The organism is Ruegeria sp. CDSA034 (genome assembly GCF_059612275.1).
On sequence record NZ_JBXWQH010000013.1, the window covers coordinates 52,163 to 78,913 of the forward strand.

At 57.4% G+C, this 26,751-nt stretch carries 28 protein-coding genes and 2 tRNA genes; 6 read left to right on the plus strand and 24 right to left on the minus strand.

Going from position 1 to position 26,751, the window contains the following annotated elements:
* Nucleotides 1-56: 56 nt before the first annotated feature.
* From AC2FLJ_RS18095 to AC2FLJ_RS18125, 7 genes are all read right to left on the minus strand, one after another.
* On the minus strand, nt 57-2,069 hold the full coding sequence (locus AC2FLJ_RS18095; RefSeq protein ID WP_496696521.1) for a DEAD/DEAH box helicase: 2,013 nt from the start codon (nt 2,067-2,069) through the stop codon (nt 57-59).
* A 233-nt stretch (nt 2,070-2,302) separates the two neighbouring features.
* Nucleotides 2,303-2,377 (minus strand) — tRNA-Phe (locus AC2FLJ_RS18100).
* Between the two features lie 79 nt (nt 2,378-2,456).
* Entirely contained in the window at nt 2,457-2,639 is a 183-nt protein-coding gene (locus AC2FLJ_RS18105; RefSeq protein WP_058275399.1) for a DNA gyrase inhibitor YacG, read from the minus strand.
* Nucleotides 2,636-3,658 carry a ribonuclease E/G gene (locus tag AC2FLJ_RS18110; protein ID WP_496707033.1) on the minus strand — a complete coding sequence of 341 codons (1,023 nt, stop codon included), beginning with the start codon at nt 3,656-3,658 and terminating at the stop codon, nt 2,636-2,638. The genes AC2FLJ_RS18105 and AC2FLJ_RS18110 overlap by 4 nt, the downstream gene beginning before the upstream one ends.
* Nucleotides 3,655-4,233, minus strand: coding sequence for a Maf family protein (locus AC2FLJ_RS18115; RefSeq protein ID WP_058279387.1), 579 nt, complete (start codon nt 4,231-4,233; stop codon nt 3,655-3,657). The genes AC2FLJ_RS18110 and AC2FLJ_RS18115 overlap by 4 nt, the downstream gene beginning before the upstream one ends.
* Nucleotides 4,234-4,244: 11 nt before the next feature.
* Nucleotides 4,245-4,463, minus strand: a complete 219-nt coding sequence (gene infA, locus AC2FLJ_RS18120) for a translation initiation factor IF-1 (protein ID WP_005978431.1) — start codon at nt 4,461-4,463, stop codon at nt 4,245-4,247.
* A gap of 91 nt (nt 4,464-4,554) precedes the next feature.
* Complete coding sequence (locus AC2FLJ_RS18125) at nt 4,555-5,430, minus strand: carbon-nitrogen hydrolase family protein (protein WP_496707035.1); 876 nt, start codon at nt 5,428-5,430, stop codon at nt 4,555-4,557.
* Between the two features lie 443 nt (nt 5,431-5,873).
* Here AC2FLJ_RS18125 and AC2FLJ_RS18130 point away from each other — a divergent pair, with 443 nt between their 5' ends.
* On the plus strand, nt 5,874-6,287 hold the full coding sequence (locus tag AC2FLJ_RS18130; protein ID WP_496707037.1) for a CHAP domain-containing protein: 414 nt from the start codon (nt 5,874-5,876) through the stop codon (nt 6,285-6,287).
* Nucleotides 6,288-6,425: 138 nt separating this feature from the next.
* Here AC2FLJ_RS18130 and AC2FLJ_RS18135 read toward each other — a convergent pair whose 3' ends face one another.
* From AC2FLJ_RS18135 to AC2FLJ_RS18180, 10 genes are all read right to left on the minus strand, one after another.
* On the minus strand, nt 6,426-7,019 hold the full coding sequence (locus tag AC2FLJ_RS18135; protein WP_496707038.1) for a GNAT family N-acetyltransferase: 594 nt from the start codon (nt 7,017-7,019) through the stop codon (nt 6,426-6,428).
* Nucleotides 7,012-7,410 carry a ketosteroid isomerase-related protein gene (locus tag AC2FLJ_RS18140; RefSeq protein WP_496707040.1) on the minus strand — a complete coding sequence of 133 codons (399 nt, stop codon included), beginning with the start codon at nt 7,408-7,410 and terminating at the stop codon, nt 7,012-7,014. The genes AC2FLJ_RS18135 and AC2FLJ_RS18140 overlap by 8 nt, the downstream gene beginning before the upstream one ends.
* A 2-nt stretch (nt 7,411-7,412) precedes the next feature.
* A complete protein-coding gene (locus AC2FLJ_RS18145; RefSeq protein ID WP_058275393.1) occupies nt 7,413-7,865 on the minus strand; it encodes an arsenate-mycothiol transferase ArsC in 453 nt (150 codons plus the stop codon).
* 3 nt (nt 7,866-7,868) lie between these two features.
* Complete coding sequence (locus tag AC2FLJ_RS18150) at nt 7,869-8,348, minus strand: UPF0262 family protein (protein ID WP_058279383.1); 480 nt, start codon at nt 8,346-8,348, stop codon at nt 7,869-7,871.
* A gap of 68 nt (nt 8,349-8,416) precedes the next feature.
* Nucleotides 8,417-9,217: a hypothetical protein gene (locus tag AC2FLJ_RS18155; RefSeq protein WP_496696379.1), complete on the minus strand. Its 801-nt coding sequence runs from the start codon at nt 9,215-9,217 to the stop codon at nt 8,417-8,419.
* Nucleotides 9,218-9,338: 121 nt separating this feature from the next.
* Nucleotides 9,339-10,640, minus strand: coding sequence for a histidinol dehydrogenase (gene hisD, locus AC2FLJ_RS18160; RefSeq protein WP_472723011.1), 1,302 nt, complete (start codon nt 10,638-10,640; stop codon nt 9,339-9,341).
* A gap of 60 nt (nt 10,641-10,700) precedes the next feature.
* Entirely contained in the window at nt 10,701-11,168 is a 468-nt protein-coding gene (locus tag AC2FLJ_RS18165) for a GNAT family N-acetyltransferase (RefSeq protein WP_496707043.1), read from the minus strand.
* A 43-nt stretch (nt 11,169-11,211) separates the two neighbouring features.
* Nucleotides 11,212-11,688 carry a DUF2948 family protein gene (locus tag AC2FLJ_RS18170; protein WP_058275388.1) on the minus strand — a complete coding sequence of 159 codons (477 nt, stop codon included), beginning with the start codon at nt 11,686-11,688 and terminating at the stop codon, nt 11,212-11,214.
* Complete coding sequence (gene murA / locus AC2FLJ_RS18175; RefSeq protein WP_496707045.1) at nt 11,685-12,953, minus strand: UDP-N-acetylglucosamine 1-carboxyvinyltransferase; 1,269 nt, start codon at nt 12,951-12,953, stop codon at nt 11,685-11,687. The genes AC2FLJ_RS18170 and murA overlap by 4 nt, the downstream gene beginning before the upstream one ends.
* A gap of 6 nt (nt 12,954-12,959) precedes the next feature.
* Complete coding sequence (locus AC2FLJ_RS18180; RefSeq protein WP_199520031.1) at nt 12,960-13,115, minus strand: hypothetical protein; 156 nt, start codon at nt 13,113-13,115, stop codon at nt 12,960-12,962.
* Between the two features lie 83 nt (nt 13,116-13,198).
* On the opposite strand from AC2FLJ_RS18180, the gene AC2FLJ_RS18185 reads away from it, so the two are divergent.
* Nucleotides 13,199-13,273: transfer RNA gene (locus AC2FLJ_RS18185), tRNA-Thr, on the plus strand.
* A 329-nt stretch (nt 13,274-13,602) separates the two neighbouring features.
* Here the strand turns inward: AC2FLJ_RS18185 and AC2FLJ_RS18190 are convergent.
* Both AC2FLJ_RS18190 and AC2FLJ_RS18195 read right to left on the minus strand, forming a co-directional pair.
* A complete protein-coding gene (locus AC2FLJ_RS18190) occupies nt 13,603-14,106 on the minus strand; it encodes a hypothetical protein (protein WP_282121125.1) in 504 nt (167 codons plus the stop codon).
* Between the two features lie 385 nt (nt 14,107-14,491).
* Complete coding sequence (locus AC2FLJ_RS18195; protein WP_496696420.1) at nt 14,492-15,442, minus strand: GlxA family transcriptional regulator; 951 nt, start codon at nt 15,440-15,442, stop codon at nt 14,492-14,494.
* A 137-nt stretch (nt 15,443-15,579) separates the two neighbouring features.
* Between AC2FLJ_RS18195 and AC2FLJ_RS18200 the strand changes: the two genes are divergently transcribed.
* Genes AC2FLJ_RS18200 through AC2FLJ_RS18215 form a run of 4 tightly spaced genes read left to right on the plus strand, consistent with a single transcriptional unit; the run spans nt 15,580 to nt 20,052 of the window.
* Nucleotides 15,580-16,290: a GntR family transcriptional regulator gene (locus tag AC2FLJ_RS18200; RefSeq protein ID WP_496696422.1), complete on the plus strand. Its 711-nt coding sequence runs from the start codon at nt 15,580-15,582 to the stop codon at nt 16,288-16,290.
* Between the two features lie 7 nt (nt 16,291-16,297).
* Nucleotides 16,298-17,215: a dihydrodipicolinate synthase family protein gene (locus AC2FLJ_RS18205; RefSeq protein ID WP_496696424.1), complete on the plus strand. Its 918-nt coding sequence runs from the start codon at nt 16,298-16,300 to the stop codon at nt 17,213-17,215.
* A gap of 3 nt (nt 17,216-17,218) precedes the next feature.
* Nucleotides 17,219-18,715, plus strand: coding sequence for an aldehyde dehydrogenase (locus AC2FLJ_RS18210; protein ID WP_496707047.1), 1,497 nt, complete (start codon nt 17,219-17,221; stop codon nt 18,713-18,715).
* The gene (locus AC2FLJ_RS18215; RefSeq protein ID WP_496707049.1) at nt 18,712-20,052 is read left to right on the plus strand and encodes an NAD(P)/FAD-dependent oxidoreductase; all 1,341 of its coding nucleotides are present in this window, start codon (nt 18,712-18,714) and stop codon (nt 20,050-20,052) included. Before AC2FLJ_RS18210 ends, AC2FLJ_RS18215 begins: the two co-directional genes overlap by 4 nt.
* 4 nt (nt 20,053-20,056) lie before the next feature.
* Here AC2FLJ_RS18215 and AC2FLJ_RS18220 read toward each other — a convergent pair whose 3' ends face one another.
* The 5 genes from AC2FLJ_RS18220 to AC2FLJ_RS18240 all read right to left on the minus strand — a co-directional run bounded on the left by AC2FLJ_RS18220 (nt 20,057) and on the right by AC2FLJ_RS18240 (nt 26,241).
* A complete protein-coding gene (locus AC2FLJ_RS18220; protein ID WP_496707051.1) occupies nt 20,057-20,791 on the minus strand; it encodes an SDR family NAD(P)-dependent oxidoreductase in 735 nt (244 codons plus the stop codon).
* Nucleotides 20,788-21,519, minus strand: a complete 732-nt coding sequence (locus AC2FLJ_RS18225; protein WP_496696431.1) for an SDR family NAD(P)-dependent oxidoreductase — start codon at nt 21,517-21,519, stop codon at nt 20,788-20,790. Before AC2FLJ_RS18225 ends, AC2FLJ_RS18220 begins: the two co-directional genes overlap by 4 nt.
* Before the next feature lie 11 nt (nt 21,520-21,530).
* Nucleotides 21,531-22,634, minus strand: a complete 1,104-nt coding sequence (locus tag AC2FLJ_RS18230) for a mandelate racemase/muconate lactonizing enzyme family protein (protein WP_496696433.1) — start codon at nt 22,632-22,634, stop codon at nt 21,531-21,533.
* A 76-nt stretch (nt 22,635-22,710) separates the two neighbouring features.
* The gene (locus AC2FLJ_RS18235) at nt 22,711-24,258 is read right to left on the minus strand and encodes a trimethylamine methyltransferase family protein (protein WP_282170966.1); all 1,548 of its coding nucleotides are present in this window, start codon (nt 24,256-24,258) and stop codon (nt 22,711-22,713) included.
* 156 nt (nt 24,259-24,414) lie between these two features.
* Nucleotides 24,415-26,241 carry a BCCT family transporter gene (locus AC2FLJ_RS18240; protein ID WP_282121115.1) on the minus strand — a complete coding sequence of 609 codons (1,827 nt, stop codon included), beginning with the start codon at nt 26,239-26,241 and terminating at the stop codon, nt 24,415-24,417.
* Nucleotides 26,242-26,751 lie beyond the last annotated feature (510 nt).

The following is a 26,751-nucleotide window of genomic DNA, read 5'->3' on the forward strand; positions in this document are numbered from 1 at the left end:
AGCGGGACTATGACCGCTGGCGCGCAGCCGGGGCCGACCCTGTGCATAGAACGGCGCTAAGTCTTGCGCCGTTTCGGCACAGCCTCTCCGCCCTTGCCCGCTTTCGCGGCTGAAACGCGGGCGCGATTCTTCTTGCTGCTGGGTTTTCCCTTGGGCGGCGGTGGGCCTTTGGTGGGTTTACCGCCGGGCTTTACGCTTCCGTCTTTGCTCTTGTTAGCGGGCGTTTTGTGGGTTTTCTTCTTTGCGCTCGTTGCCGTGAATTTAACATCCGGCTCGCTCAGTGACGAGTCGCGGTGCGGTGTCGAGCCATGTTCTTTTGATCGGGTCTGTTTGAAACCGCGTTCCGCTGCTTTACTGGGCTTGCGATCTTCGGGCTTGGGTTTGCGGTTACGGGGCGTCGGGGCATCGTTCCAATCAACGGGGGTGGTGTCCCCTTTGCGCGGGCGCGGTTTACCCTTGGGTGGGCGGTTGGACCTTGGACGCTCAAACGCTGGCACGTCAGGCGCGCCATCCAAGCGCACAACGTCTTTCGAACCTTCGATTTTCATACCCGGTCCAACAGCCGCCAGAAAGCCCGCAACACTGGCTTCGCGGATCTCGACGTAAGACACATCATCGGCAATCCGGATCGCACCGATATCGTCTTTGGTCAGATCACCGGCCTTGCAGATCATCGGCAGCAAATGGCGCGGCGAAGCATTTTGGTTGCGACCTTCAGACAAGGAAAACCAAACGCTCGGACCAAAGGCGGCGCGGGGTTTGGGGCGGTCCGCCGTAACCGGGGCCAACTCTTCCGGTGCTGAATGGCGCAATTTATACTGACGTAGATACGCTGCTGCTATTTGCTCAGGGGTAAATTTTTCAACCAGGTGCCGAACCGCGTCCTGTTCGCTTTCGGTAACTTCGACTTGCCAGTCATCAGAGGCGAGCATCCGCGTCTGATCTCGCTCGTTCACCTCATCCGAAGACGGGGCGACGCCCCAATCCGCCGTGAGCTTTGCGAACTTCAGAATACGCTCAGCCTTTTTCCGCGATGACGGTTCGACTACCAGGGCGCTGACGCCCTTTCGCCCTGCCCGGCCCGTGCGTCCAGAGCGATGCAATAGCGTCTCGTGACTGTTAGGCAATTCAGCATGGATCACCAGATCGAGGTTCGGCAAATCAATCCCGCGCGCCGCGACATCTGTCGCCACACATACCCTCGCACGCCCATCGCGCATCGACTGCAACGCGTTAGAGCGTTCACTCTGCGTCAGCTCACCAGACAGTGCCACCACCGAAAACCCGCGGTTGGAAAGCCGCGTGGTCAGCCGCGACACCATCGCGCGGGTGTTACAGAAAACGATAGCATTTGGGGCTTCGTAATACCGCAGTGCATTGATGATCGCGTTATCCCCGTCCCGCGGCGCCACCATCATCGCACGATATTCGATATCAGCATGTTGGGTTTTCTCGCTGACCGTGCTCACCCGCTCGGCATCGCGCTGATAGCGCGTTGCTAGGCTAGCAATGGCGCGCGGGACTGTAGCCGAGAACAGCAACGTTTGCCGCTCTGCCGGAGTTTCATCCAGGATGAACTCAAGATCCTCGCGAAATCCAAGGTCCAGCATTTCATCGGCTTCGTCCAGAACCACAGCCCGGATCGCGGTCAGATCAATGGAACCACGCATGATATGATCGCGCAGGCGACCCGGCGTTGCGACAACAATATGCGCCCCACGCGCCAGAGCCCGGCGTTCATCACGCATATCCATGCCACCAACACACGAGGCCAGAAACGCACCAGCATCCGAGTACAGCCAGCTCAGCTCGCGCTTGACCTGCATGGCCAGTTCCCGCGTTGGCGCAACCACCAAAGCCAACGGCGCGCCGGACGCCCCGAACGTCTCATCTTCGCCCAGCAACTGTGGTGCGATCGCCAACCCGAACCCGATGGTTTTTCCCGATCCGGTTTGCGCCGACACCAACATATCGCGCCCTTCCAGCTCGGGCTGTGTCACGGCCTGCTGGACTTGTGTCAAAGTATCGTAACCCTTGCGGGCAAGCGCATCTGCGATGGTCTGTTTCACGGTGGTGTTCTTTGTATCAGCCGGGGGATACGTGCCTTGCGGTATTGCAATCAGCGCATCTTCCAAGGTTAAAGACCGCCTCTTAACGGGAGTCGCTGGCAATGTATAGCCGTGTCTTTTGTGGTGACCGAAGTAAAAAACCGCCGGTCACGTAGGTATCTTTTGATGAACTTGTCTGAAGTTTCAGCCAACTGTCAAAAGCCGATGCGAAACCAATACTTTACCAGATAAAGTGGTGCCCGGGGGCGGAATCGAACCACCGACACGAGGATTTTCAATCCACTGCTCTACCCCTGAGCTACCCGGGCACGGGAACGGCGTTTGCCGTTGGGTGGAGGCGTTCTATGACTTGCTACAGGCAGTGTCCAGAGGCTTTTTCACATTTTTTCAATGTGGACGTTGTTGCTCTGGTTCGGGATCGGAAACTTCTGTTTCAACGTCCTCTTCCCGCTGCGATGGAACCGCGTAGGACCCGTTCAGCCACTTGGCCAGATCAATATCAGCACACCGTTTCGAACAGAATGGTCGAAACTCGGTTACAGACTTTTCTGCGCAGATCGGGCAGCTCATTTCAGCACTTCCGACAACGGGATACGACCGCGTTTTCGCTGTAGCTCGTAGTGGCCAAGAGGGGTCCAGCCTGCCAGCGTGGTTTCGACCGAATCTGCCTTCAACGCAGCGCGCAGAGAGGCCTCGAACCCACGGCGATCCTTTTTAGGCATTGGTGCTAGGTCCAGAGTGATTTGCCCCCCAAGACCGCGAACGCGCAAGGCACGGGCAAGCCCCTTGGCACAGGCGAAATTGACCTTGGTTCCGGCTGCCATCGACGTGTCGGACCCGGTGTTGACATCCACAGCGACCAAGGCCCGGGTGGGCTGAATATATAGATACCCGCCTCCGGGCAGTGGCTCGGAAATACCACGCGCCACGTCCAATGCATCCAATACGCCATGCGTTTCGAAACTGCCCGGCTGTGTCACAACCTCAGCTGGGTCAGTCCAGTCGCGCCAGGCCAGAACATGGGGTCCGTCACCTTCCAGCAGCAGCTCGGGCTCAGTTCCCGGATCGTTCAAAACCTGATCCGCATGGGCCAGCATCGCACCGATATCTTCGGCGATTTCAGCCGCACCTTCGCCCTCACAACAGGACCGCAGGATCAGGCCATGGCTGCTGCCCTCCATGCTCTCATGAGCGATTTCAAGAAGGCGGTCACGCTCATCTTCGTCGCGGATGGAACGTGAGATATTCAAACCGGGCGCATCAGGCGTGACAATCGCATAGCGGCTTTTGAACAGAACCCGATCGGTCACTGGCAGCGCCTTACCGGGTTCGGCATAGCCCGTCACCTGAACCAACATCAGTGCACCGGGTGCGAGCCCTTTGATCTGTCGTAGAAAGGCCGGACCGTCAGGTGTGGTCAGGAACATGCCGCCCTGCCCTTTGACCGGTCGGTCGGCACGGGCACGGTAAATCGTACCCGGCGCGGGCGCGTCAGCTGCAATCAGGAAATCTTCCAGCTGACCGTCGACCATAAAGGCGGCAGCTTCGCGGTTTTCGATGTGATCCAGAACAATGGTTCGACCCTTCATGACACCTCACGATACAGGGGATAGCCGATGCCTTGCAAAAGCGCGGCAGTCTCGGACAGGGGGAGCCCCACGATGCCGGTAAACGAACCAGAAATCCAAGGGATGAAAGCCCCGGCAGGGCCTTGAATGGCGTAAGCGCCTGCTTTGCCCTGCCAGTCTCCGGTCGCCAGGTAAGCGTTGATTTCAACGTCTGAAAGGCGTTTGACCTTGACCTGAGACACAACATCACGTTGCAGAACGCGGTCCCCGCACCGTACAGCGACCGAGGTGATTACGCGGTGCCGCCGACCGGACAAAGCATGCAGGAATTCAGCCGCCTGGCCCGCGTCTTCCGGTTTTCCCAGAATACGGCGACCCAGTGCGACAGTGGTATCCGCGCAAAGAGTTACATCGTCGCCATCGGCCTGTACCGCCTGCACTTTTGCCCGCGTAATGCGATTGCAATAGGGCACCGGCAGCTCACCTTTCAGCGGCGTTTCATCAATGTCGGGTGCACGGATGGCATCGGGCTGCACGCCAAGCTGGGCCAACAGGTCCAGCCGCCTTGGGCTGCCCGATCCTAAGATAAACGCCATTGCGGCAGGCGTTACTTGAAGCGGTAGTTGATCCGACCCTTGGTCAGATCATAGGGGGTCATCTCGACCTGAACTTTGTCGCCGGCCAGAACACGGATGCGGTTCTTGCGCATCTTGCCTGCCGTATGTGCGATGATCTCATGGCCGTTTTCCAGCTCGACCCGAAACGTCGCATTAGGCAGGAGTTCCTTCACGACACCGGGAAATTCGAGCGTATCTTCCTTGGCCATGTTGTCTCCACATTTAAGTTGCACCCGCAGAATCTGCGGGGATGTGCGCTTAAATGAGCCTATTTTGGCCCTATTTCAAGGGCGGAATCACCTATAGGGCGGATATTGTGACCGAATCGACTCGGGGTGATTGCTCATCCCAATGAGTTCGGTTGAGGACATGGCCATCGGAACGCACACCGGCGATGGCTGACATGTCGACCTCAGCATAAGTCCAGCCGGGTTGGTTCAGGGTACCTTCGGCCAGCACTCCGGTCGCGGGAAAGCCCTTGTCCGGTGGACCAAATATACCGCCAGTGCCGGTATTCATATCAACGGCTTCGGACCATTCATTAACGCCCACCAAGGACGACATCACGGTAACGCATTGATTTTCCAATGCTCTGGACATCGCGCCGATACGCACCCGCCAATAGCCTGACAACGCCTCGGTGCAGGATGGGACAAGGATAAGGTCTGCCTCGCTGAGAGCACGACCCAACAGCGGAAACTCACTATCGTAGCAGATCAGCACCCCGATTTTGCCCAGCGCAGTATCAAACAGCTTCAGCGGGCCGCCAGGGGCAATATCCCACGACTCGCGTTCGAACCGGGTCATGATCTGTTTGTCCTGGTGGTCCTGTTTGCCATCTGGGGAATAGAATGCAGCCCGGTTCACTGGTCGCTCGGGGCCATCCACAACCGGGGCCGATGCGCCCAGAATGTACGCCTTGTACTCCTGTGCGAGGCGCTGGTGCAGGTTTTGCATTTCCTCCATCCGATCCGAGACCGCGTGGATTGACCGCTCCAGATCACCCGCCACCTCGGCCCCGTCGAGCGTAGATAGCTCCATCGCGCCATATTCAGGAAAAACCAGCAGGTCCGCCCCCTGCCCCGCGGCGTCTGAGACCCAGCGGTCCAGCTTGTCCTCATACTGCGCCCAGCTGTCGAGCCAATCAAGGTTGTAGGCGGCAGTAGCAACTTTCATGGGCTATCCTTGCGGTCCAAACTCGGGCGAATTTAAGTGTGAGTTCGCGGTCTGTATAGCCCCATCCTGTCAACATGTGTATTGAACGAACAACTCCACTGTGAGCCCAGTGCTGACTTCTTGTTCAAGCGCAACATCCATCACAACGAGTGCATATGCGACTTCCATTTCAGCCACTGGGTTAACAACGGCACAGGGAACTGGCAAAATCTTGCGGGAGAATTGGCAAGCCCCTTTTCATTTTCGGTCAAACCATCGTAGAACCCCGTTAGTCTTCGAACCGGCAATGAAGCGTCTTGGAATACAGCGCCTACAAAACAAATACGATTTGGCCGCGCCTGTCCGGCACCGCCCGAACCGCGATTGCGGTGGGTGTTTTTTGTCTTGTCTCCGCCTGCTCCGAGCGTCCAACCGATGCAGACCTCAATCCGGAACGTCAGTCAATGGCTTTGCGGGAGGTCGCGCAAAAGCAAGCCCGGGGGCAAAGGGTGTGGTGCGTTCCCTACGCACGGAACCTCAGCGGCATCCAAATTCGTGGCAACGCCAAGGATTGGTGGGGAAGGGCGCGCAGTACATTTGAACGCGGCAATGAACCAGCTGTCGGTGCTGTGATGTCGTTTCGGGCAACCCGCGGAATGCCCCTGGGTCATGTGGCTGTCGTGTCGGATATTGTCACTGACCGGGAAGTTATTGTGAATCACGCCAACTGGCACCGAAACAAGGTATCGTTGAAAATGGGCGTCAGGGACGTATCCAAACACAATGATTGGACCTTGGTCCGTGTTGAAACCCAACCGGGCCGGTATGGCAATTTCTACCCAGTGAACGGGTTTATCTATCCGAAAGATGGCGGGTAGCTCTGTTTCTCTTCGCGTCTGCCGCGAGGTATCGGAATGCGCCAAGAGCGTTTCCTGCTTCGGCCGTGAATCGCGGGCACTTACCGTTTGCGCGGGGATGCAGAACGTCGATATCGTCCACAGAGAACAGAAAACTATCTATAAATCCCGCATCCAAAACTGCAGTCGCTTTGCTGTTTCGCCCTCTTCGCCAACATCCTTCCAAGAAAACTGCGCGATCACACCACGTAGCGGTTCGTATCCACGCGCGTGCCAGAAGGCATCCAGGGGGCGATAGTTTTCCGGACGCATCGGGTGATCAACAGGGCGCTGCACGCTGCAAAAGGCGCATTTTCTGAAGCCCAGCTTGCGTGCATGTTCCTCGCGAAGGTCAAAGAACTTATGGCCAACTCCCTGCCCTCGATAATCCGATAAAAGGACAGACTCGGCGCAATAGAAGACTTCGTTCAGATCCAGGCCAGAGCCATCAAAGGCGGCAGCGAAATCATCAGCGTGGTCGGTCAGTGGGGCACCGGTCGAAGCGCCTATCAGGCGGTCTCTATCAAATGCCCCGACCACGATAGCCTTATCGCTGTCCCGGTAGGACTGAAGGTACTTCCGCTCGTATTTGATGTCGCCGTCATACAGATACGGCCACGCCCGAAACACCTGGATCCGCAAACGCGCCACATCATCCAAGGCACCCGTCAGCGCCACCCCGGTCAGGAGGCGGACAGCCGTGACCTCAGCCATTCGAGACCTGCTTGGTCCAGTCTGCGAGGTTGTAGAACGTGGTGACGCGGCTAATTTTGCCGTCTTTCAAGTCAAAGAACGACCCGGCGGGCAAGCGATAGGTCTGACCGCGTGCTTCGGGCAAACCCTCATCCGTTTGCAGATAGGTACCGTTCACAGTGAACTCTGCCGCAGCACGAGTACCGCCTGCGGCCTCGAACACCACGATATCCGTTAGGTGTTCCTTGTAGCAGCGGTTCATATGGGCGCAAAAGGCCGTGAATTTTTCCTTACCGGTGCGGATCTGGCCTTCGTTCACGTGATGCGCCACATCATCGGACAGGCAGGCCAGCATGCCGTCGACGTCACCGGCGTTGAAAGCGTCGAAATAGGTTTTGACAGTCTGGTTCATGGTCACTCCGTAGGTTCGCCCCAGCGGCCTTTCAGATGCTGAATGATCTGGTCGCGGGTCTGTCGGTAGTGAATTAACTTGTCTGCGCGGCTTTCGCCCAGTCCGGTAGGGTCCATTATTGGCCAATAATCGACATCCAAGTGAAAAATGCGCGTCAATTCCAGAGCCTGGCGTTGACTGGCCGGCGACAACGCAACGATCAGGTCGAACGAGCTGAGGTCGTCGCCCCATTCCTGCATTTCATCAAACGAGCGTGACCGATGACGGGACAGTTCAACGCCGACTTCTTGGCAGACCGCGATGCAGAACCCGTCAATCTCAAGGTCATTTCGCACACCGGCGGATTGTACGTAGGTGCCAGTGCCGTAGAACTTTTTCATGAGCCCTTCGGCCATAGGGGACCGAACCGCGTTATGGTCGCAACAAAACAGGACCGACTGCGGCAAAGGCTTCACGCGTCAGCCCCCGAAATGCAGCACGCAGATCAGCGTGAACAAACGGCGTGCGGTATCGGTGTCGATGTCAGCCTTACCTTCAAGACGTTCTTGCAAAACGCGGCTGCCTTCGTTGTGGATGCCGCGACGGGCCATGTCGATGGTTTCGATCTGGCTGGGCGGCAGGGTCTTTACCGCGTTGAAATAGCTTTCGCAGATCTGAAAGTAATCTTTGACCACCTGGCGAAACGGCCCCAGTGACAGATGAAACTCTGCCGCCTTTTCCTCAGCCTCTGTGGCGATGTCGAAGACCAGCCGTTTGTCGCGGATCGATAGCTGCACACGGTACGGTCCGTCGGGCACGACACGGTCATCGCGTACAGGCAGCGCAAAGCTGTTTTCTTCCAGTAGATCATAGATCGCAACCTTACGCTCCTGCTCGATTTCGGGGGTCGGCGGTGGCAGGTTTCGGTCATCTAGTTCGATGTGCGAGATACGAGTCATAATGCGTGGTCCGTTCAGGTCGGGACAGGCTTATCGCAATTAAAAATGATGAACAACGCAAGAGCAGATCAAATCGGATGCTCCGCAGGGTCGATTTGATGGTTTTTCAGAAGCTGATCGATCAGAGAGCCTTCATTGAAGCTCTTTACGCCTGAAAACATCCGACGGAACCATGATCCATAAAAGTGGATCGACATCTTGTCCTGCCACTCGAGAAAATCCAGCTTTGAGATATCTGGGTCGTTCCACAAAGCACGGAAGCGCGGCGGAATTGAATACAATTCGGTTCGCGGCGTTGCCATCGAATTCTCGTCGCTTCTAGAGACATAGTAATACAGCATTGGAGGCCCAAGGCTAAACAGGGGCAAACTCCAATACGTGGATTTTCCAAAGATACGCAGGTAGGCTTGTTGCTGATCTTCCGGCCACCAGGGCGGAACAAGATCGCTTTCGAATGCAAATTCGCACATCTGCTTTAACGCTAGGCTTCCAGATGGAAAGGCCAGAACGCCATTCATCAACCGTTGTTTGTTACGGTTCCCTTGCGGGAACAGGTAGCCCTGGTTCGTCTCGAACGGTCTGTTCGCATAGGCATCGGCATCCACCCAGATATAGTCCGTATCCTGCATAAGTTTCAGGCGGAACAGATCCGCATGAACGGCAACGGATCGGGTGATTGGATCACGGTAAATCTCGGACGTATCAAAAATTTCGCGTGCGTCGCGCGCCTCAATGTAGTCCGGAATATCCTCTAGGTCGCCATAGTGGTAGACGATCGGCTTCTGGTCCACATCCGCGAAGGATTTCAGGCACAAATGCTCCAGAAAACTAAACCGCTTGCCGATCCAGAGTGTTGCCACACGTTCCAAGTCTGGCTCCTATTTGTCAGGCCCTTCTGTCAAGGCGCCGTTGAACAACCGGTTGTTTCAAGTCCCTACCTACATAATCCGTGCAGGTTCGCGGCGGGTGTGACCCTTAGGCCATAAGGATTTAGCCGTTCAGTCGCTTCAACCGCGCCGTTACTGAAAGTCCATGCGCCTCAAGGCTTTCGGAGTGGGCCAGCTGCTCGGCTGCGGGTCCAATCGCACGCAGGGCTTCTGGTGTCATTTGGCTGAGTGTCGTGCGCTTGAGGAAATCCATCACACTGAGACCAGAGGAGAAGCGGGCCGAACGCGCTGTTGGCAGCACGTGATTGGGACCACCGACATAATCGCCAATGGCCTCCGGTGTGTACTGGCCCAAGAAGATGGCCCCGGCGTGGACAGTCTTAGCGCTCAGCGCCACTGGGTCCGCCACGCACAGCTCCAGGTGTTCGGGCGCGATGCGGTTCGACAGTGCCGCCGCCTCGTCCAAATCACGCACGGTGATGATCGCGCCGAAATCGCGCCAACTGGCCCCCGCGATGGCGCGGCGTTGCAGGGTTTTAAGTCGTTTGTCGACGGCTTTGGCGACGGCCTGACCAAACCCGGCGTCATCTGTAATCAGAATCGACTGCGCGCTTTCGTCATGTTCTGCCTGGCTAAGCAGATCCAACGCGATCCAGTCGGGATCGTTGTCCTTGTCGGCGATAACAAGAATCTCGGACGGGCCGGCAATCATGTCGATGCCAACCTTCCCGAATACGCGGCGCTTGGCGGCGGCTACAAATGCGTTGCCCGGACCCGTGATCTTGTCGACCGCTGCAATTGTGTCGGTGCCATAGGCCAGTGCGGCAATCGCCTGTGCCCCGCCAATACGATAGATCGTGTCCACACCGGAAAGCTGCGCCGCCAGCAGGACCAACGGGTTCACTTGCCCGTCCGGTGTTGGCACGGCAATGGCCAGACGCTCAACCCCAGCGACCTTCGCGGGGATTGCGTTCATCAGCACGGAAGACGGGTACGATGCCAGCCCGCCGGGCACGTAGAGACCGGCAGCCGACACAGCAGACCAACGCCAACCCAGCATTGCGCCCGACGAATCTGTCCACTCGTGATCCTCTGGCAACTGCTTTTCGTGATAGGATCTGATGCGCTCAGCGGCCAATTCCAAAGCAGCCCGATCTTCGGACGAGACCTGATCCACAGCCTCGGTGATCTGTTCAGGGCTGAAGGCCATTGTTTCGGGCGTCAGCTCCAGCCGGTCAAACTTGGCGGTCAGCTCGATCACCGCCGCATCGCCACGTTTCCGCACGTCATCGATAATCCCGGCGACAACGGCGTCCACATCCGGGCTGTCCTCGCGCTTGGCGGACAATAGTGTTTTGAAGGCGGTCTCGAATTCAGACGACGTCGTGTCGAGGAAAACAGGCATGTTCTGGCACTCCGGAGCGTTTGATCGGGACATACCGCCCAGATGGGCCGGCCTCAACCCTCAGTCCTGTAGGTGCAGCGATTTGCGCATACTCAAACAGGACACGTCATTGCGCTGACTGCATCCTCCGGTGGTTTCCCAGCCGTGCCGCGCATAGAAACCCTGTGCCGTTTGGGTGGCTTCAAGCTGTCCCTCGGTACAGCCAAAGGCGATAAGTTCCTGCTCAAGTGCCTTCAACAAAGCGCCGCCAATACCCCAACCAATGTGATCTGGATCGATATACAAAAGCGTGATTTCTCCGGCTTCGGTCAGCCCACCGGCTGCCGCAGGCTGCCCGTTATTCTCGGCAAGCCAGATTTGTGCGCCGTTCCTGATCCAGCCCCTGATCGTCGCCGGATCCTTGTTTGCGGTCCATTGTGCGATCACCTCAGGATCATCCTGATGGTCCGCCGTGCAAAGCTCGGTAATTGACCGGACCAGAACACGGCTCAGATCGAACACGTCGAAAACGGTCGCACGGCGCAGCACCAGACCCTGGGGGGGGCCGGTGAATGCCTGCGCTATGCCGCGCTTATTCCGGATGGTGCGGTGCCTGACCGGATGGGGCCTGATACGGCCGGGTCACGTCCTTGAGGGTGACATCCAGCGCCTCGACCGACAAGCGGATCGTACCATCTCCGGCCAGTGTTAGCATGATCTGCCCGGCACCATCTTCGCCCGCTTCGAAATCAATCGACAGCAAGGACATCACCATTTCCTTGTCGCCGCGTTCGACCCCCTGGCTCGCCACAGACAGCACTGAATCGAAAACCAGAACCGACTGTACCCGTTCAAACGGGCGGTCGCGGCGGGCGGCGGCATCCTTGTCTTCCCAGCGGAACCGGTTCAGCAACAGGCCAAAGCGACGCTCAGAGGGCCGCCATGTCATCTCGGTGATTGGGAAAATCGCATCCTGTGCCAAGGTCGAGATCACCTGAAGGTCATCAGCATCCTCGGCCCCCAGATTCAGTGGTGCCTCACGTCCGTCTTCGAAACTTGCATCTGTCATTGGCCTTTGATCCGTTCAATCTTTGCGCCCACGCCTTCCAGCTTACGCACCACATGTTCATATCCGCGGTCCAGATGATAGACCCGACTGACGGTCGTTTCCCCTTCAGCCGCCATTCCGGCCAGAATTAACGAGACTGAGGCCCGCAAATCCGTCGCCATCACGGGCGCTCCCTTCAGACGTTCAACCCCGGTCACGGTCGCCGTACCACCGTGCACTTCAATATTCGCGCCCATGCGCACCAATTCCGGGGCGTGCATGAAGCGGTTCTCAAAGATACGTTCTTCTAGAACCGAGGTACCTTCGGCCGTGCACATCAGCGCCATCATCTGCGCCTGCAAATCCGTCGGGAAGCCGGGAAACGGCTCGGTCACAACGTCCACAGCGTTAACACGGCCGTTCTTACGGGCAACCTTCAGGCCATTTGGGGTTTCTTCGACATGCACTCCTGCCGCATCCAGCTTGGCCGCAAAAGATTCGACCAAAGCCATCCGACCACCCAACAACTCAACTTCACCGCCGCACATGGCCGGGGCCAGCATATATGTGCCCAGTTCGATCCGGTCGGTCACCACCTGATGCGTTGCACCATGCAGGCGATCAACGCCCTGAATCTCGATGGTCGAGGTCCCCTCACCCGAAATTTGCGCACCCATCTTGCGTAGGCACTCAACCAGGTCAACAATCTCAGGCTCACGCGCGGCGTTCTTCAGAACGGTCGTGCCTTTGGCCAGCGTGGCGGCCATAACGATGTTCTCAGTTGCGCCCACCGAGGCAAAGCGCATCTCATGCACTGCGCCTTTCAGCCCACCCGGGGCTTTGGCGTGCAAGTAACCGTCTTTAAGCTCGATCTCGGCGCCCAGCGCCTCAAGACCTTCGACATGCAGGTCCATCGGCCGCGCTCCGATGGCACACCCCCCCGGCAACGACACAACGGCCTTTCCAAAACGCGCCAGCAAAGGACCCAGCACCAGATTGGACGCCCGCATCTTGCGCACGATCTCATAATCCGCTGTCTGACTGGTCAGATCATGGCTGGACATCGCCAGCACCTGACCATCCTGCAACGAGGACACCTCGGCCCCGAGCGATTGCAACAGCGCAGTCATTGTTTTGATGTCACTCAGTCGCGGTGCATTGGTCAGCGTCAGCGGTTCTTCGCTGAGCAACGTTGCGGGCATCAGCGTCAGGCATGCGTTCTTGGCCCCCGCAATCGGTATCTGACCGTTCAGCGGCCCGTTGCCCGTTACCAAAATCGAATCCATCTGCTCTTATCCCTCGTCCTTGCCGGTCTTGTCCTCGGATGCCGCCCGCGCCTTGGCCTGCGCCTTGCGCCGCGCCATATTCGCCTTAAGCGCGGCCTTAAGCCGTTCTTCGCGCGCGTCCCCGGATTTACCGTCTTTTTTAGGTGAATTTTTATCTGCCATTGTCTTTCTCTACAGGAGACGAAAAAAACCGTCCAGACACCCTTGCGCCGCGTTTCGTTTGAGTCTAATCACCCGCCCACAGCGCTGCTGTAGCTCAGAGGTAGAGCACTCCCTTGGTAAGGGAGAGGTCGAGAGTTCAATTCTCTCCAGCAGCACCATATAATCTCCATTGAATAATGCACACGCTGCTCGGTTATGAGCATGGCAGTCCAGTACCCGCTTGCATGTGCCATGGGCGCATCAAGCCCCGGTAGCGCGGTTCGAATTGCGCGTGACGCATTGAGTTTACTTTGAACCATTCAGCTCAACGCCTTGTTCGCGGAGTATGAATGCAACCTTCCTCAAACGGGAGTGAGACTTGGCGTATGCAAGCCCCACTTGCCGGGAAAAACTTGAATTTGTCGATCCACTCTCCCATTGAGAAACCGACAGTGCGTTGAATTTTTTTGTCGAAATTACCCAGCGCGCGCTGGGATCCCCGGTCGCGTCAAATGCGCCGTTCCGACGCTGACAATGCGCCCGCAAGCGAGCTCTTGATCTCTGATGGGATGTCCCGACCTTGCTGATTCAGCTTTGCGGCGATCCAGCCCGCAGAATGTCCACGGCATCCGATCTTGTTCAAGCGCGCCGCGGCCGGTGTTGTCACTTCACCCTGAGCCAGGGCCATGGATGCTTCAACCTCTGTGTCCGGCAGGACCATTCTAACGGCGCTGAACACGTCCATCGAGACCTGTAAAGTTTGACGCTCTAGCCGATGGGCGGCGTTGGTCAGCAGTCGCGTGCAATAAGCCGACAAGAAATACCAACGGAACACCTGAAAAACCTGACCGTTGGACGCCGCCATATCTGGCGCGCGGTCCGCAACAGCGGTCAGTTCGGAAAAGGCAGCTTCGGCCAATTTGGCCGCATCGCAAATCTGACGCTCGCGACTGGCACGAGAAACCGCGCCGTTGGCGAAGCGGGAGTCAGATTTACCGATTTCCAAGTGCATTGATATCCTCCACCGTCAAATTGTGATGAAGATATAAAATCTGACGGCATCGCCCGCATGGGAATTGCGGTCAGAATTTCCCGATTTGTCGTCTTTTTTGGCCAACTTCAGAGTCTGTCTATACATTTCACCCTATAAGTTGGCCTGTTTTGAGCCATTTGGTCAACTGGTGAACACCGCAAACGTTAATGTTTTAAACAAAAAGCACACATATCTGACACGATCTTGTAATAGTTATGCCCACTTCGATATGTATGAATACTCAATCCTGCTGACCAGTTTACCAGTAAAGTTTTAACGAGGGGGTACGAAGCAGGATCAGGGGGTGAGCGCCTGTTCAGCCAGGCTCGCCTTAGGACAGAGACGCTCCCCCCGTCCTTATCACTTAGTCTATCTTGTTCTTTTGGGCATGTGGCGTCACACCAAAACTCGACCGGTAAACGCGCGAAAAATGTCCCGGATTTTCGAACCCGCAGGCCATAGCCACTTCGGTCACGGATGCTTCGGTCTGCAATAGCAGCTTCTGCGCGCGCTCCAGCCGAAGCTCCATAAAGTACTTCTTGGGCGACGTGTTGAGGTATTTGCCGAACAACCGTTCCAACTGGCGCGTTGAAATCCCCAGATCCCCGGCAATATCAGATGGTGAAACCGGTGCCTCAATGCAGTCCTGCATGATATGAATAGCCTTGGCGAGATGCGCGTTACGCATCCCGTTGCGCGATTGAAGAGACACACGCTGTTTAGCCGTAGCATTGCGCACGGCGTTGTAGACCATCTGGTCAGCAACCGCGATGGACAACTCTTGGCCGTGGTCCCGTTCAATCAGGTGCAACATAAGGTCGGCGGTCGCCGTACCGCCCGAGGCAGTGATATGCTTTTCATCGGCGACAAAGACGCTGCGCACCAAGTTCACCTCGGGAAAGGCTTCCATAAAGGCATCGTGGTACTCCCAGTGAATGGCGGCCTGCATCCCGTCCAGAAACCCTGCCTCGGCAAGCAACCACGCGCCCGAACACAAGGCGCCGATGGCGGTTCCCCGTGCCCGTTCGCGCCGCAGCGTTGCAAGCAGAGGGCGCGAGACATGGTTGCGCATATGAATACCCGACAGCACGAACAGCTGGTTTGTTTTTGGCAGCGCATCCAGTCCACCATGAACCAATGTCACCGACCCGTTGGAACAGACGGCCTGCTTGCTGTGTTCAGACACAAAAGACCACTCATACAGATTTTCACCACTGACGAGGTTGGCAATGCGCAGCGGCTCGACCGCGCAGGAAAAGGCGAGATGCGAGAATTCCTCGATCAGGATGAAAGTGATGTGACGGGGTTGGCGCATAAACGTCCGATTCAGTTTGACGTGGTCGACGGCCTATGCTGCACGATTCTTTTCTGTATACAACTTGTATTTTTTTAGAATACAGAGAATGAACGAATTAGCCGACACGATTCGCGCAGCGACTGTTGGAGGAACGGATGCAAGACGACGCCAAATCCCGTAAGGCAGAGTTGATGGAGCACCTGAAGGTGTCGATCCTGACGCTGCGCCTGCAACCAGGCACAGATTTGGACGAAGCGCATCTGTCCGACGCTTTCGGCTTGTCCCGGACACCGTTGCGCGAAGTGTTCCGGCAACTGGCGGGCGAAGGCTATCTGGACTTGCGCACCAACCGCAGTGCGCGGGTGTCTGAGATGTCTTATACCACCCTGCGTGACTTCTTTCTGGCTGCACCCATGGTCTATGGCGCGGTTTTGCGACTCGCCGCGCAGAACGCCACACGAACTCAGATCAACGACCTGAAAGACGCGCAACAGGCGTTCAAGGCTGCGTTGCAGTCCGGATCCGCCGAAGATCGGGCATTGGCCAATAACCGCTTTCATGATGTGACCGGAGAGATGTCAGGCAATGTCTACTTGCGGCCATCATTCAACCGGTTGCTGATCGACCATGCCCGGATCGGGATGACCTTCTATAGACCCCAATCCGCGCACAAGACCGAGAACCTGTCGGAGGCAAGTCGCCAGCATGACGCCATCATCGCCGCCATCGAGGCGGGCGATGAGGCGGCTGCTGCGCAGCTGGCCGAGGATCACTGGAACCTGTCACGCGACCAAATCGAACTGTTCGTGATGCCTGCTGCGCTGGATATCCCGATGGGTATCCCGCCCCTTTCGAAACCTGCATGAGGACGGAATGAACCCGATTTTCAGATTTGAGGGGATCTATACCCCGGTGGTCACGCCCTATAACCAAGATGGCCGCGTGAACTGGGATGCCCTGTCCCACGTGATCGAATACCTGATCGACAATGGTGTGCACGGGCTGATCTCGGGCGGGTCAACGGGTGAGAACTATGCCCAGACCGTCGAAGAACGGCTGGAACTGGCGTCGTTCACGCATAAACAGTTGAAAGGCCGGTTGCCTCTGGTTGTCGGAACCGGCGCGATGCTGACGCCGGATTCCATCGCGCTGGCCTCGGGCGCGCGAGAGATTGGCGCAGACGCAATCCTGCTGGCAAGCCCACCCTATTCTGTGCCGACCGATCGGGAAAACGCCCTGAACGCGCTGGCTATCGACAAGGCCGCTGACTTGCCGGTGATGTTGTACAACTACCCGCACCGCACCGGTACAATGATGGGGGAAGAATTCCTTGACCGCGTGGGGCGCAGCCGAAACTTCTGCGGCATCAAGGAAAGCTCAGGGGATATCAACCGGGTGCATTTGTTGGCGCGGGATTACCCGCATATCCAGCTTGGCTGCGGCATGGATGATCAGGCGCTGGAATTCTTCGCCTGGGGCGCACCGTTCTGGGTCTGCGGTGGGTCGAACTTCCTGCCAGCCGAACATGTAGCACTATATCAAGCCTGCGTTGTCGAAGGGAACTTCGCAAAGGGCCGCCGCATCATGTCCGCCATGATGCCGTTGATGCGGGTGCTGGAACAGGGCGGCAAGTTCATCCAGACCATCAAGCATGGCGTCACCATGAACGGGATCAACGCAGGCGCGATGCGGCCCCCGCTTAAGGGGCTGAACAAGGATGACAAACGCGCTTTGGAACAGGTGACGCGCGTGCTGAAGAAAACAATCGCAGATATCGTGGCGGAGGGCTAAGGCATGGAATTGCTGACACAGGACGAATACAAATCCATCGCTGCGGGCCTGACCTTGCCCACCGGGGCCTTCATCGACGGCGCTTTCCGCCCGGCTGTCTCTGGCAAGACTTTTGAGACGGTGAACCCCGCTACAGGCGAGAAACTGGCCGATATTGCCGCTTGCGACGCGGCGGATGTGGATTTTGCCGTCGAAAAAGCGCGTGAGGCGTTTGACGATGGACGCTGGTCCAGGATGCACCCCTCGGATCGCAAGGACATACTGATCCGACTGGCCAAGTTGATGAACCGCAATGCCCGTGAATTGGCAGTGATGGAGAGTATCGACAGCGGCAAGACCATCTATGACTGCGAAAACCTGGATATCCCCGAAACGATCCACTGCCTGAAATGGCATGCCGAGGCGATCGACAAAATCTATGATCAGGTCTCGCCCACCAGCGACGACCACATCGCCATGGTGGTGCGCGAACCCATCGGAGTTGTGGGGTTGGTGCTGCCGTGGAACTTCCCGCTGCTGATGCTGGCGTGGAAGATCGGGCCAGCGCTGGCGGCGGGCTGTTCCGTCGTGGTGAAACCGGCGACCGAAACCACGCTGACCGCCCTGCGCCTCGCGGAACTGGCGATGGACGCGGGCCTGCCGCGCGGCGTTTTGAACATCGTGCCCGGTGGCGGCGCTGATGTCGGTGAGCCGATTGGTCGACACATGGATATCGACATGGTCTCTTTCACCGGCTCGACCGTCACTGGCAAACGGTTCCTGACTTATTCGGCGGAAAGCAACGCCAAAGAGGTTGTGTTGGAGATGGGCGGCAAGAACCCGGCCATCGTGATGGATGACGCCGAGAACCTTGACCGCGTGGCGGCCCATGTCGTGAATGGCGCGTTCTGGAATATGGGTGAGAATTGTTCCGCCTCGTCCCGTCTGATCGTGCACAAGGACGTAAAGGCCGAGTTGCTGGAGCGGATCGCCCATCACGCGAAGCAGTGGAACATCGGTGATCCGCTGGACCCGGAAACCCGAATGGGTGCGTTGGTCAGCGAAGGCCACTACAACAAGGTCTGCGGCTACTTAGAACAAGCCGAAAACGTGGTGATTGGTGGCAATGCCAACAAGGGTTTTGTCGAAGCGACCGTGGTCGAAGTGCCCAGCAATCACAGCACTCTTGCGCGCGAAGAGATCTTTGGTCCCGTTCTGTCGGTGATCGAAGTGTCTGGCTTTGACGAGGCCATCAAGATTGCCAATGACACCGACTATGGCCTGTGTGCTTCGATCTTTACGGCTAACGCCAAGCGAGCCATCCGCGGCGCGCGGGCGATCCGCGCCGGAACCGTGATAGTAAACAGCTTTGGCGAGGGTGACATCACCACCCCCTTTGGCGGCTACAAACAATCCGGTTTTGGTGGCCGCGACAACTCGGTCCACGCCCACGACCAGTACACCCAGTTGAAAACCATCTGGATTGATTTGGCCGATGACGCGGACGAGGCGATCGATTGACGGCCTATACTGCAAAACGGCTGCCACGACAGACCGGGCCGGCGGGGTGGAACGCCATCCTGCCGCCCCAAACATCGCGACCTCGACTTGAACAGAACACCTCAGCCGACGTCACAATTGTCGGTGGCGGGTTTGCCGGGCTGAGCGCCGCGCGCAGGCTGCGCCAGCTTGACCCAGCGCTCAAGGTTGTTCTGCTAGAGGCTGGTCGCTTTGCCGAAGGTTCCGCTGGCCGCAATTCGGGCTTCATGATCGATCTGCCCCATGATCTGGCCTCGGACAATTACGCCGGAGGCGGGCTGGAAGCGGACCGCGCAACCATAGCCCTAAACCGCCGCGCAATAAGATTTGCAACGAACGTGGCTGAAGAATGCGAGCTGCCGCAGGAAATGTTCGACCCCTGCGGTAAGTTCAACGCAGCCGCCACACGAGCCGGGGACAGGCACAACCGCGAATTCGCCGCACATCTGGACCGGTTGGGAGAGCCTAGCACGCTTTTTGACCGCCAACAGATGCAAGAGATCACGGGCAGCCCGCACTACAGCTCGGGCCTCTACGCACCCGGCACAGTGATGATCCAGCCCGCCGGCTACATTCGCGCTCTGTCCTCTCACCTATCGCCACATATTGATCTGTTCGAAAACTCTCCCGTTACCGGCTTTGAAAAACAAGGCGTGGGATGGCTTGTGAAAACACCTGAAGCGCAGGTTTCGACGGGCCGCATAATTCTGGCCAATAACGGCCATTTGGAAAGCTTTGGCTTTTACGAACGCCGACTGATGCACATCTGCCTTTACGCGTCGATCACCGAGCGTTTGACGCCTGAACAGATCACGACATTGGGCGGTCAATCCCGCTGGTCGGTCACTCCGGCCGATCCGATGGGCACCTCGGTCCGGCGGGTCTCAGGCAGCTATGGCGACCGGATTTTGATCCGGTCCTGTTCAACTTTTCATCCGACAATCGAGACCAGCCCAATGCGCCTGCGCAATGCAGGCTGGGTGCACGACCGCAAATATCGCGAACGGTTCCCGCATCTACCCCAGGTGCAAATGGAGCATCGTTGGGCCGGAATGCTTTGCCTTAGCCGAAACGGATCAGCAGCATTCGGAGAGTTGGATGAGGGCGTCTTCTCGGCCTGTTGTCAGAACGGCTTGGGAATTTCCCGAGGGACATTGCAGGGCATGGCAGTGGCGGAATTGTTCACGCAGGGCGGATCGGACATCGCGGATCATTTCCTGACCCAACCGATGCCGTCGCGCCTGCCGCCAGAGCCGTTCGCATCATTGGGTGCAAATAGCTATCTGATTTGGAAAGAGTGGCGTTCAGGAAAGGAATGACCTGTCAGGGCAGGCTGAGCTTGGTCATGCGACCCCCATCCACCGTGTAAATCTGACCGGTGACAAAGCTTGCGTCCTCGGACGCAAGAAACGCTACCACTGCCGCGACCTCCTCTGGTCGGCCAGTCCGGGCGACGGGATGAATGCGGCCAATGTCCCTGCGAAATGCATCCGGATCCGGCTGAGCGTCGATGAAACCCATGTTCAGTTCAGTGTCGATCCAGCCGGGCGCCACCGCGTTGCACCGGACCCCCTCCGCCCCGTGATCCACGGCGACGGCACGGGTCAATCCGTGCAACCCGGCTTTGGTCGCACAATAGGCCGCATGGCCAGGATTACAGCCCAATCCTTCGATTGAGCCGATATTGACGATGTTCCCTTGCGTCTGCCGCAGATGGGGCAGCGCCGCCTTGATCAGCAGAAAAGGAGCCGTCAGGTTGACTGTCAGGTTGCGCTGCCAATCCTCCAGGCTCATGTCTTCGACAAGGACTTCCTGCATCATGCCCGCGTTGTTGACGAGGATATCCAGACGCCCTGCCCGCTCAACGACCTGATTTACCACAGATTGCGGGCTGCTCGGATCACCAAAATCTGCCTCGATCCCTTCGAACCTGGGATCTTGCCCGCGCTGCGCGGTAAACACCTGCGCCCCGTCCTGACACAATCGCTCAGCAATAGCCCGACCGATCCCGCTGCGTCCGCCGGTGACAAGGACGGTTTTGCCTTCAAATCGGGTCATGATACTGGCTTGCCTCCGTTCACCTCAAGCACCGCGCCGCAGATATAGCGCGACGCATCCGAGGCCAGAAACAGGATTACATCAGCAATGTCTTCGGGTTCAGCAATTCGCCCCAAGGGAACAGTCTGCCCCAGCTTGGCGACAGCTGTGTCCGGGTCGAAGCCACGCTTGGCAAAACCGGATCGCAACATAGGCGTGTTCACCTCGTTCGGGCAAACCGCGTTGATGCGGATGCCCTGATGGGCGTGGTCCATCCCCATGCATTGAGTCAGAGAGGCAATCGCGGCCTTGGTCATGCAATAGACAGCGTGGTTTGGACCGGGGCGCAGGCCCCAGCAGGATGCGGTGTTTACGATCGCACCGCCTCCGTTGGCAGCCATAATCGGGATCGCAGCGCGGCAAATGCGAAAGGGGGCTTCGACGTTCACGCCCAGAGACAGAGACCAATCCTGATCCGAGGTTTCAGTGACGGCACCCCGCGTAATGACACCTGCGTTGTTAACAACAATGTCCAACCCGCCCAGCGCATCTGCTGCCCTTTGCGGAAGTGCATCGGCATAGGTCGGGTCCAGCAGATCACCAGGCAGATGGGCCTCGGCCTCGATCCCGTCAGTCAGGCGGTCAGCAACGGCAACCTGCGCGCCGGCGGCACTTAGGCGGCGCACCAGAGTGGTTCCGATCCCCCCTGCAGCGCCCGTGACCAAAGCTGATTTTCCCGCAAACTCCATGATATGCTCCGTCAGAAAGATGCGACCGGCCCGCCAAAGCGGGTTTCGTCGGGAACGACGCCCAACCCCGGCCCGGTTGGAACTTGGATATGCCCGCCTTCAATGCGAATTCCATTCTGGGCATCGTAATTGCCTTCGATGTATGGCGCAGCCAGCCAAACGCCTTCCAGCAGATCGGGTCGAACAGTCGCGCCGATATGTGTGCATGCTGCGGCAATAATGTCCCCTCCCCAACTGTCGTCGCAGGTATGGGGCAGATTCCGCGCCTCGCAGTGGTCTCGGAACGCGCGCATGGGCTGTAGGCCACCGATCCGCGTGACCTTCATACCGAACCCATCCACCAGACCAATGCCCGCCGCAGTGATAACCGTGTTCAGATTGGTGGCATTTTCGTCCATGTAGATCGGGTGGCTCACTTGTGACCGTATCTTTTGCAGATCTTCGATCGTATCGCAGGGTTGTTCCATGACAAACGGAATGTCCGGGCATTCGCGGCTGACACGCAACGCATCACGGGTTGTCCAGCCGCGGTTTCCGTCCACGGCCAGCCGCATGCCTGACCCGCCGATTGCCTCCCACACTTTGCGGATGGTTTCGATATCGATTTCAACCGGCCGGCCACCAACTTTGATTTGCAGGCGCAGGTAACCTTCGGCCAATTTTTCCCTGGCCAGAACGGCTATATCGTCGGGCGCCCCAACCCCCGTCGCATAATATGACGGAACCTTGTTCACTTCGGCACCGCCAAGAAGTTCCGACACGCTGATCCCAAACTGCTTGCCCAGCAGATCATGTGCCGCGATGTCGATAGCCGCCTTGGCATAGTTGTGTCCGTTCAAAAGGCCGCCCATTCGTCGGTGCAGTCCTAGCGGAGAGATCTCAGCACCCAATAGTCCTTCGGCCATCTGAGCCAACGCAGCCCGAGCGCCAGCGGCGTGGGCCTCGGCGTAAGTGGGGCCAACCGGGCAAGTCTCGCCCCATCCGACCAACCCGTTGTCGGCCACCATTTTGACCAATGTGGTGTCCAGTGCCCAGACCTCGGCATTGGCCATTGTGTACGGGCCGTTTTTGACAGGCAGATCGTGGCTATAGATGTGAATTTCAGCGATTTTCACGACTTGTGTTCCGTACTGCTATTGAAGGGACAAACCCGCCCAACTGGCCGGGCGGGTGGAATGCGGGGGAGTAACTTCAGTAACTTTGGTTCAGCTCATCAGCGGCCGGGATTTCACGCTCACGTCGGGCGATGTAGTCCAGCAAGGCCTCGTTTTTCGCCTCATCCAGTTTGGGTTCTTCATACTCGGCCAGCAACGCGCGTGCGCGGTTCAGGGCGCGCGCGGTGATTTCAATGCTGCCTTCTGCCTGCCATTGTTCGATCGAGTTGTTGTCGAACAGCTCGGGCATGAAGAACGCACTCTGGAAATTGTCCTGTGTATGGGGGTGACCAAGATAATGACCACCGGGCCCAACATCCGGAACCGCTGCGAGGGCTTGATCGAAATCGTGCCACTTTGGCCCCTCGGCCATGCGGTACGCCATCGCACATTGTTCGGCGTCGACGATAAACTTGGCCACGGAACAGTGCATCCCGGCCTCATTCCATCCGGCCGAGTGCCAGATGTAGTTGGCACCCGCATGCATGACTGCCTGCAAGGTGGTGGCAGATTCATATCCGGCCTGAGCATCAAAGGTTTTGGCCCCACCCAACGTGTTCGAAGTACGCCAAGGGACGTCATAATGCCGTGCCATCTGGCCAATCATGAAATTCATCAGGCTGATCTCGGGTGTACCCGCCATCGGAGCACCGGATTTCATCGACACGGTCGACAGGTAGTGGCCATAGATCGCCGGAGCCCCTTTGCGGATGACCTGCGTGTAGGCCAGTGCGCTCAGCGCCTCGGCATTCAACTGGGCCACCGTGGCCGGAACAGATGCGGGCGTGTTGGCCCCCCCCAGAACGAAGGGTGAGCAGAGCACTGGTTGATTGCGACGACAAAAGGCCCGCAATGCACCCAGCATGGTTTCGTCCCACACCAACGGCGAGTTGCCATTGCAGTTACCGGTGGTCACCGGGTGATCTTCAAGGAATTCCTCGCCAAACAGGATCGCGCACATATCCATCACATCTTCGGCGTTCTTGGGTGAGGTGGTCATGCCCATGAACGTTTTGTCCGAGTGTTTCATCGACGAATAGGTGATGCGCAGGTGGCGTTGACTGATCGGATGGTCATAAGGTTCCACGATGTGATGCGCCGAGGAATGCAGCGCGGGCATCATGTGGCTGAGTTTGTGGAACATCGCCAGATCTTCCAGCAACGGATTTCGGCGCACGTCGTCCAGATCGCGCAGGAATGGAGCGCCGGTCATAGGCACAAAGATCGAGTGTTTACCGCCCAGCCGCACATTCTTTTTCGGGTCCCGCGCGTGATATGTGAAATCGCTGGGTATGGTGGCAATCAACTCACGCACCAAACCACGGTCGAGGTAAACCAGCTCCCCTTCGACCTTGGCTCCGGCTTTTTTCCAGTCTTTCAGCGCAATCGGGTCGCGAAACTGAACGCCGACATTTTCCAGAATATCCATCGAAGCAGTGTCGATGCGTTCGACCTGAGCACCATCCATTACCTCACACAAGGGGATACCTCTGGTCAGGCCGGGCAGCATTTCAAAGTTCGGGGCAGTGCGCAGGGCGCGACGGGCAGAGCGTCCGCCCGAGCGTGTCGCGGTACGAATGTTCACGGGGCAATCCTCCAATCTTGCTGATCAGACTGACGGATTCGGCACCGGCGCACCTCACTGATTGCGATATCTGTTTGCAGGAAACGACACGGGAACCCGGAACGAAAAACGCCGCCCCAACTGGGGCGGCGTCTGTTTTGGCATTAAGACCTGCGCTTATTCAGCCGCCTGCGTGCTTGCATCAGCATGCTTGTCGCGCCGACCATCACGATAGAGCGCCTTGGTCAGCGAAACCATCATCAGCCCCATAACAACCGTAAAGGGCAGAGCACCGATGATCATCGCATTGCGCAACGCGTCCATCGGGTTGTTTTCACCAGCGGCCAAGATCAGCGCACCGATCACGGCGGTCAGGATAACACCCCAGATGATACGGTGCTTGACGCCGGTTTCCTGGCTGCCACCGGACATGATGGTATTCATAACCAGAATGCCCGAGTCCGCGGAGGTCACCAGGAAGGTCATGATCAGGATCACGCACATGACGTTCAGCATGGACAGAAGCCCACCGTCGATCATGTAAGACAGCGTCACGAACAGCTTGTTGGTGTTCGACGCACCGATGATCGCGCCTTCAGCTGCACCAGCCAATTCCAGATCAATCGCAGTACCACCCAGAACAGTCATCCAGGCAAAGCAAACCAGCGCCGGCGCCAGTACGCAGCCCAGAATGAACTCACGTACAGACCGACCCTTAGAGATGCGCGCTAGGAACAGGCCCACAAACGGCGAGAACGCAATCCACCAAGCCCAATAGAAGGTGGTCCAGCCCGACTGCCAGCCAAACTGACGGCCTTGCTCGCCTGCGGCGTAAACAGCCGCCAGCGTGTCGTCACTCAACTCAGCCGCAGCACCTTCAAGACCGCTCTTAAAGCCGTCAAAGCTGCCCCATGCGTTGGTTGCGCCACCTACCAGATCAGCCGCATGCGCCTGCGCTTCTGCAGGCAGAGCCGCTGCAAACGCTTCGGTCGACAACGGACCGTATGCACCAAAGCTCAGCGAGAGGAAGTGCAGCAGGTAGTCAAACAGTGCTGTGCCATAGGTCGTCATAGCGAATACGAACGAGCCGAAGATCACAAAGGTGCCCAGCAGGATGATCGACAGAACAAGGTTCAGGTTCGACAGGTATTTAACACCGCGACCAACACCCGAGACCGCCGAAATAATCGACAGACCCATGATGACAACCAGACCCGCGATCAGACCAACTTTGCTTGGCGTAGGTACTTCACCACCAAAATCCATGATCCATTCCATACCGGTGATTGCATACAGACCGTCGATGAACTGGCTGACACCAAACCCGATCGTAACGGACACACCCAGGATCGTTGCAACAACGCCCAGAACGTCAACGACGTGGCCGAGAAAACCGTTCATCAGACGACCGAAAAGCGGGGTAAGAGCCGCGCGAATGGTCAGAGGCATGTCACGAGTATAGGCGTAGTAGGCCAGCGACAGGCCGGTCACCACGTAAATTGCCCAGGCATGAAAGCCATAATGCAGGAAAGTATACCGATACGCGGATTGAACGGACTCTGGATCATTGCCTGCAACTGCACCGGCCACGACTTCGGGGTTCGATCCCCACAGGCCCAACGGTTCAGCGGTGGCAAAAACCATCAGGCCGACACCCAGACCCGCTCCGAACATCATCGAGAACCAGGAGAAGTTCGAAAACTCGGGTTTTTCGCCCGCTGTTCCCATAACCCGCTTTCCGGTCGTTGGAAGGATGGCAACAATGACGAGGAAGATGACAAACAGGCCGACAATGACCACGTAGAAGCTGTTGAAGATTTCCAGCAACTTTCCGTTCCAGCTGCCAAGTGTGCTGTTGGCATTGGCCGGGAAGACAAGTGCCCACAGTACAAGGGCAACCATGATGCCCTTACTGATTAGGGCGATTGGGACGCTGTAATTTTCATAGAATCCGGCATCGGCCGTTTCTATTTCTAGATCCGTAAAGGGTTCGGGTATCGACATGTTGCTCCTCCGTGGTGCTGTATCAATTGCGATACTGTCTCTGCACTTCTCGCTATTCGCCCAATCGCCTCGAACGATGGGGAAGGTGCTGCAGCAGACGTATCGGCTCTTTCTTGTTTCGTTTCTGTGTTTCAGAAATGCGGCACCGCCGCATGGTCTTACGCCTTCTGAGTTGCATTGAATTCAACACACCGTGCAATCAGGCGATACTCGGTCTTACCAACTGGGAATGGGTTCGCGCCTCCTTCACGTCCCCTTTCGACCTTTCCCGTTTGTCAGTTCGGGACATCATTGTGTCGCAGTACCGTCTTGCGACGCCCGGAAAATTCTCTCGAAAAGCCCGAAAAACACAACGTTTGTTGGTAGAACTGACTATAGTGGCGCTCCGTTCAAAATTCGGCCAGAACCGACGCATTGACGAAAAATGCGACATCCGCCTTTAACTTGAGCCAGAAAAACATCAAATCATCAAAAGCGCTATAGCTTTCACCTTCAAAAAAACTAAAACTG

What these genes read in the sequence shown, in the direction of transcription:
- AC2FLJ_RS18105 (WP_058275399.1), bottom strand. Translation starts at nt 2,639, where the DNA reads ATGAGCTGCCCGATCTGCGCAGAAAAGTCTGTAACCGAGTTTCGACCA.
- AC2FLJ_RS18110 (WP_496707033.1), bottom strand. Translation starts at nt 3,658, where the DNA reads ATGAAGGGTCGAACCATTGTTCTGGATCACATCGAAAACCGCGAAGCT.
- AC2FLJ_RS18115 (WP_058279387.1), bottom strand. Translation starts at nt 4,233, where the DNA reads ATGGCGTTTATCTTAGGATCGGGCAGCCCAAGGCGGCTGGACCTGTTG.
- infA (WP_005978431.1), bottom strand. Translation starts at nt 4,463, where the DNA reads ATGGCCAAGGAAGATACGCTCGAATTTCCCGGTGTCGTGAAGGAACTC.
- AC2FLJ_RS18125 (WP_496707035.1), bottom strand. Translation starts at nt 5,430, where the DNA reads ATGAAAGTTGCTACTGCCGCCTACAACCTTGATTGGCTCGACAGCTGG.
- AC2FLJ_RS18130 (WP_496707037.1), top strand. Translation starts at nt 5,874, where the DNA reads ATGGCTTTGCGGGAGGTCGCGCAAAAGCAAGCCCGGGGGCAAAGGGTG.
- AC2FLJ_RS18135 (WP_496707038.1), bottom strand. Translation starts at nt 7,019, where the DNA reads ATGGCTGAGGTCACGGCTGTCCGCCTCCTGACCGGGGTGGCGCTGACG.
- AC2FLJ_RS18140 (WP_496707040.1), bottom strand. Translation starts at nt 7,410, where the DNA reads ATGAACCAGACTGTCAAAACCTATTTCGACGCTTTCAACGCCGGTGAC.
- AC2FLJ_RS18150 (WP_058279383.1), bottom strand. Translation starts at nt 8,348, where the DNA reads ATGACTCGTATCTCGCACATCGAACTAGATGACCGAAACCTGCCACCG.
- hisD (WP_472723011.1), bottom strand. Translation starts at nt 10,640, where the DNA reads ATGCCTGTTTTCCTCGACACGACGTCGTCTGAATTCGAGACCGCCTTC.
- AC2FLJ_RS18170 (WP_058275388.1), bottom strand. Translation starts at nt 11,688, where the DNA reads ATGACAGATGCAAGTTTCGAAGACGGACGTGAGGCACCACTGAATCTG.
- murA (WP_496707045.1), bottom strand. Translation starts at nt 12,953, where the DNA reads ATGGATTCGATTTTGGTAACGGGCAACGGGCCGCTGAACGGTCAGATA.
- AC2FLJ_RS18180 (WP_199520031.1), bottom strand. Translation starts at nt 13,115, where the DNA reads ATGGCAGATAAAAATTCACCTAAAAAAGACGGTAAATCCGGGGACGCG.
- AC2FLJ_RS18190 (WP_282121125.1), bottom strand. Translation starts at nt 14,106, where the DNA reads ATGCACTTGGAAATCGGTAAATCTGACTCCCGCTTCGCCAACGGCGCG.
- AC2FLJ_RS18195 (WP_496696420.1), bottom strand. Translation starts at nt 15,442, where the DNA reads ATGCGCCAACCCCGTCACATCACTTTCATCCTGATCGAGGAATTCTCG.
- AC2FLJ_RS18200 (WP_496696422.1), top strand. Translation starts at nt 15,580, where the DNA reads ATGCAAGACGACGCCAAATCCCGTAAGGCAGAGTTGATGGAGCACCTG.
- AC2FLJ_RS18205 (WP_496696424.1), top strand. Translation starts at nt 16,298, where the DNA reads ATGAACCCGATTTTCAGATTTGAGGGGATCTATACCCCGGTGGTCACG.
- AC2FLJ_RS18210 (WP_496707047.1), top strand. Translation starts at nt 17,219, where the DNA reads ATGGAATTGCTGACACAGGACGAATACAAATCCATCGCTGCGGGCCTG.
- AC2FLJ_RS18220 (WP_496707051.1), bottom strand. Translation starts at nt 20,791, where the DNA reads ATGACCCGATTTGAAGGCAAAACCGTCCTTGTCACCGGCGGACGCAGC.
- AC2FLJ_RS18225 (WP_496696431.1), bottom strand. Translation starts at nt 21,519, where the DNA reads ATGGAGTTTGCGGGAAAATCAGCTTTGGTCACGGGCGCTGCAGGGGGG.
- AC2FLJ_RS18240 (WP_282121115.1), bottom strand. Translation starts at nt 26,241, where the DNA reads ATGTCGATACCCGAACCCTTTACGGATCTAGAAATAGAAACGGCCGAT.